This is a genomic window from Oerskovia merdavium, from assembly GCF_014836755.1.
Lineage (GTDB): Bacteria > Actinomycetota > Actinomycetes > Actinomycetales > Cellulomonadaceae > Oerskovia > Oerskovia merdavium.
On sequence record NZ_JACSQF010000026.1, the window covers coordinates 21,230 to 25,673 of the forward strand.

General features: G+C 73.6%; 6 protein-coding genes. 4 read left to right on the forward strand and 2 right to left on the reverse strand.

All coding sequences use genetic code 11. The annotated features are described in order from the left end of the window. Positions 1-39: 39 nt before the first annotated feature. The gene (locus H9641_RS18365; protein ID WP_191805856.1) at positions 40-1,533 is read right to left on the reverse strand and encodes a leucyl aminopeptidase; all 1,494 of its coding nucleotides are present in this window, start codon (positions 1,531-1,533) and stop codon (positions 40-42) included. A gap of 120 nt (positions 1,534-1,653) precedes the next feature. Between H9641_RS18365 and H9641_RS18370 the strand changes: the two genes are divergently transcribed. From H9641_RS18370 to H9641_RS18385, 4 genes are read left to right on the forward strand one after another with little or no spacing between them, the layout of a single operon-like run. Beyond that, positions 1,654-2,010 carry a hypothetical protein gene (locus H9641_RS18370; protein ID WP_191805857.1) on the forward strand — a complete coding sequence of 119 codons (357 nt, stop codon included), beginning with the start codon at positions 1,654-1,656 and terminating at the stop codon, positions 2,008-2,010. Positions 2,011-2,021: 11 nt separating this feature from the next. Next, the gene (locus tag H9641_RS18375; RefSeq protein ID WP_404821971.1) at positions 2,022-2,543 is read left to right on the forward strand and encodes a hypothetical protein; all 522 of its coding nucleotides are present in this window, start codon (positions 2,022-2,024) and stop codon (positions 2,541-2,543) included. Next, entirely contained in the window at positions 2,540-3,625 is a 1,086-nt protein-coding gene (locus H9641_RS18380) for a quinone-dependent dihydroorotate dehydrogenase (protein WP_191805858.1), read from the forward strand. Before H9641_RS18375 ends, H9641_RS18380 begins: the two co-directional genes overlap by 4 nt. Beyond that, complete coding sequence (locus tag H9641_RS18385; protein WP_056651218.1) at positions 3,622-3,831, forward strand: hypothetical protein; 210 nt, start codon at positions 3,622-3,624, stop codon at positions 3,829-3,831. The genes H9641_RS18380 and H9641_RS18385 overlap by 4 nt, the downstream gene beginning before the upstream one ends. 69 nt (positions 3,832-3,900) lie before the next feature. On the opposite strand, the gene H9641_RS18390 is transcribed toward H9641_RS18385, so the two are convergent. Further along, the gene (locus H9641_RS18390; protein WP_191805859.1) at positions 3,901-4,338 is read right to left on the reverse strand and encodes a GNAT family N-acetyltransferase; all 438 of its coding nucleotides are present in this window, start codon (positions 4,336-4,338) and stop codon (positions 3,901-3,903) included. Positions 4,339-4,444 lie beyond the last annotated feature (106 nt).

The following is a 4,444-nucleotide window of genomic DNA, read 5'->3' on the forward strand; positions in this document are numbered from 1 at the left end:
CCTCGAGGTCGCGCCCGCCCTGTGCTGCGTCAGGATGACCTACTTCGTCGCGCGGGCCTCGAGCAGCTCGACCAGGGTGCGCACCGCGACGCCCGTGCCGCCGACCGGCGTGTAGCCGAACGCCGAGCCCTCGTTGAACGAGGGGCCAGCGATGTCCAGGTGGGCCCACGGCGTGGAACCGACGAACTCCTGGAGGAAGAGGCCTGCCACGAGCATGCCGCCGAACCGGTCGCCGATGTTCGCGATGTCCGCGACCTTCGACTTCATGGAGGCGGCGAGCTCCTCGGGCAGCGGCATGGGCCAGAACTGCTCGCCCGCGGCCTCGGCCGCGGTGACGACCTCGCTGCGGACGGACTCGGTGCCCATGACGGCCGAGACCCGGGTGCCCAGCGCGACCATCTGTGCCCCGGTGAGCGTCGCGACGTCGAGCACGACGTCCGGGTTCTCCTCGATCGCGGCGACCAGTCCGTCGGCCATGACCAGACGCCCCTCGGCGTCGGTGTTGAGGACCTCGACGGTCTTGCCGCCGCGGATCGTGATGACGTCCGAGGGGCGCTGGGCCGTGCCCGACGGCATGTTCTCCGCGAGGCAGAGCCACCCGGTCACCGCGACCGGCAGCCCGAGCCTCGAGGCCGCGAGCACGGTGTGCAGGACGGCGGCCGCACCGGCCATGTCCGACTTCATGGCCTCCATGCCCTTGGCGGGCTTGATCGAGATGCCGCCCGAGTCGAACGTGATGCCCTTGCCCACGAGCGCGACCTTGGCGTGCGGGCGCGAGGGGGAGTAGGAGACCTTCACGAGGCGCGGGCCGCGCGAGGACCCCTGGCCGACGGCGAGGATGCCGCCGTAGCCACCCGCCGCGAGGGCCTTCTCGTCGAGCACGGTCACCTTGACGCCCGTGCCCTTGGCCGCTGCCTTGGCGATGTCGGCGAAGGCTGCGGGGAACAGGTCGTTCGGGGCCGTGTTGACCAGGTCGCGCGTCGCGTGGACCGCCGCGGCGATCGTCGCGGCCCGCTCGACCGCAGCCTTGGCCTTGGCCCCGCGGGCGAGCGAGGTGAGGACCTCGATCGTCGCGACGGGCCCCGTGGCCTTGGCCCCGGCCGCGGTCTCGCGGTAGCGAGTGAACGAGTACGCCCCGAGGAGCGCGCCCTCGGCGATCGCCGCGACCTCGGCCTCGTCGGCGGCAGGCAGCGCGACCGCGACGGACGAGGCCCCGGTCAGCTCGCGGACCGCTGCGCCGGCCGCACGGCGCAGCGTCTCGGCCGGGAACGAGCCCGAGGCGTCACGGGCACCGAGGCCCGTCAGGACGAGCACGCCCGCCTTGAGGTGGGCACCCGCGGGCACCGTGCGGACCTCGTCGCGCGCGCCCGTGATGCCGAGCGCCGGAGCGAGGGCCTCGAGCTCGGCGACCACGTCGCGGGGGAGGTCGTCCCCCACGACGGCCACGCCGTCTGACGTCGTCTGGGTCCCGACGACGAGCGCGTCGACCTTCACGCCGGTCGGGTTCTTGCTGGAGAGAGTGAGTTCAGCCACGCCTCGATGCTAGCCGCTGCAGGCCGCCGGGCCACCGGCGGGACGGGCACGCCCCCGCGCGCGGCGTGGGACGGTCGGACGATTCCTGCCCGTGGGCCCCGCGCCGGTAGGCTCGGCGTCGTGGTCCTCCCCCTCGTCCTCCTCGCCGTCGCGCTGTGCGCGGCACTCACCGGTTGGGCAGGGTGGTTCGTCGCCCGCGACCGTGCCGTGATCCTCAAGCAGCTGTGGGGCGGTGCCGTCATCGAGGGCGTGATCGTCGTGCAGATGATCGTCGCCGGAGTGCTCGCGGCGACCGGGAGCTCGGCGTCCGACCCCGTGAAGCTCTGGGGATACCTGATCACCGCCCTGTTCATCCTGCCCGTCGCCGCCGTCTGGGCGTTCGCCGAACGCACGCGCTGGAGCTCGGTCGTGCTCGCGGTCGCCGCGATCACCGTCGCGTTCCTCGAGTGGCGGCTGTGGCAGATCTGGACCGCCTGAGGAGAGATGGCGTGACGCACCCCGAGAACCCCGAGACCGCACCCGACCCCGCGACCCCGGCGACGTCGTCGGGCGAGGGGTCTCCCCAGACCGCCCGCTCCTCGGACACGCCGCGCACCACGGGCAGCGGCTTCGGCCGCGTCCTGGTCCTCGTCTACGGGATCTTCGCGGTGGCCGCGACCGCGCGCGCGTCCGTCCAGCTCCTGCGCGACTGGCACGAGGCCCCCGTCGCCTACGTCCTCTCGGCGCTCGCGGCCGTGGTCTACATCGTCGCGACCGTCGCGCTCGCGCGCGGGTCGCGCACCTCGCGGACCGTCGCCTGGACCGCGGTGAGCGTCGAGCTCGTGGGCGTGCTCGCCGTCGGTGCGTGGTCCCTGCTGGACCCGGCGGCGTTCCCCGAGCCCACGGTCTGGTCCGACTTCGGGATCGGGTACGGGTTCGTGCCGCTGGTCCTGCCGGTCGTGGGCCTCACCTGGCTGTGGCGCACGCGCCCGCCCCAGACCTCCATCACCGAACCGAAGGATCCCGCATGAGCCGGCTGTACTCCCTCCTCTTCAACGGCGTCTTCAAGCACATGGACCCCGAGAAGGCGCACGAGGTGGTGTTCCCGGTCATCTCCCTCGCGGGACGCACGCCCGTCGTGGGCGGGGTCATCCAGGGCGCCTCGGCCCCGTACCTGGGCCGTGGCGCGAACGGCCCCGGCAGCGTCCAGGCGCTCGGCCGCTCGTTCCCGGCGCCGTTCGGTCTCGCGGGCGGCTTCGACAAGAACGCCAAGGCGATCCGCGGCCTGACCATGCTGGGTTTCGCGTTCATCGAGATCGGGACCGTGACGGCGCACGCCCAACCCGGCAACGAGAAGCCGCGCATGTGGCGCGAGCTGTCGCTGCGCGGCATCCGCAACCGCATGGGCTTCAACAACGAGGGTGCGGCGGCCGCGGCCCAGCGTCTCGAAGCCCTGCGGCGCTCGGCGTCCGGGCGAGCCGTCATGATCGGCGCGAACATCGGCAAGACCAAGGTCACCCCGGCAGAGGACGCTGCGGGCGACTACGCGACGAGCGCCGCGCTCCTCGCGCCCCACGCCGACTACCTGGTCGTCAACGTGTCCTCGCCCAACACCCCGGGCCTGCGCGACCTGCAGTCGACCGAGGCGCTGCGGCCCATCCTCCAGGCGGTCCGCGAGGCGGCCGACGACTCGACGCGCGCCGCCGGGGCACGCCGCATCCCGCTGCTCGTCAAGATCGCCCCGGACCTCGCGGACGAGGACGTCGACGCGGTCGCCGACCTCGCGCTCGAGCTGGGGCTCGACGGCGTCGTGGCGGTCAACACGACGATCGGGCACGATCTGGGTCCGGGCGGGCTCTCGGGCCCTCCGCTGCTCGAGCGCGGGCTCGACGTCGTCGCTCGCCTCCGCGGTCGGCTCGGCCCGGACGTCACGATCATCGGCGTGGGGGGCATCTCGACGGCCGACGACGCACGCGCCTACCTGGCGGCGGGCGCCGACCTCGTGCAGGGTTACACCGGCATGATCTACAACGGCCCGTTCTGGGCCGCGAGCATCAACCGGTCCCTGGTGCGCGACGCGGCCCGGGGCGTTCGAGGTGGAGGCGCACGATGATCCGACCCCAGTGGGTGTGGGAGCTCGACGACGCGGACGGGCGCGCGCTCACGACGCCCGTGAGCCCGGCGTTCACCAACCAGTTCGACGCCGAGCAGTGGCTCGGCGAGAGCTGGCGTGACCTCGCGGCACAGGGAGCGGCAGCGGCCCGCCTGCTGAACGACGGCGCCCAGGCGACGGCCACCGTGGAGCTGCGCACGGCGTGAGCCTGTCGTCCGAGGTGCTGCTGGACTCCGACCGGCCCCCGCCGGCCCGGCACGGGGCGTCGCCGCGGGTCAGCGGGCGTCCGCGGCGAGGACGCAGCGGTATCGCTGGACGTGGGGCCAGCGGGGGTCGCGCGGCAAGGCCGTGACGGCGAAGCCAGTCTGACGGTAGAACGCGACGGCGGCGTCGTCCGTCTCGGCGATGAGCGCCACGCGTGGTGCGCGGTCCCGGACCGCGTACACGAGCCGTCGGCCGATCCCGTTCCCTCGGTAGGTGCTGTCGACCGCGAGATACCTCAGGACGGAGTGGCGGCCGCCTGCGGCGTACGACGCGAGGCCCACGATCCGGCCGTCGTCGAGCGCGACGACCGCCGGTGCTCCCGACACCTCGACCGCGAGACTCTGCAACGCCGAACCGGTGCGGCCGCTGGCCGACGCGAGGAGCCCGAGGTCGTCGGCGGACCCGCGGTCCCGGTCGGTCGGGGCGCGGAAGGACACGTCGGCGGGCATCGGGTCACCCTAGCGGCCGCGCACGAGGCGGTGCCCGAACCTGCCCCTGTCGCGCCGAGCATGCGGTTGCCGCTGGTCGAGCATGCGGTTGTCGTCGGGCAGGAGG

Excerpts from the sequence above, each read along its gene's own strand:
- H9641_RS18390 (WP_191805859.1), bottom strand. The coding sequence starts at position 4,338 with ATGCCCGCCGACGTGTCCTTCCGCGCCCCGACCGACCGGGACCGCGGG.
- H9641_RS18385 (WP_056651218.1), top strand. The coding sequence starts at position 3,622 with ATGATCCGACCCCAGTGGGTGTGGGAGCTCGACGACGCGGACGGGCGC.
- H9641_RS18380 (WP_191805858.1), top strand. The coding sequence starts at position 2,540 with ATGAGCCGGCTGTACTCCCTCCTCTTCAACGGCGTCTTCAAGCACATG.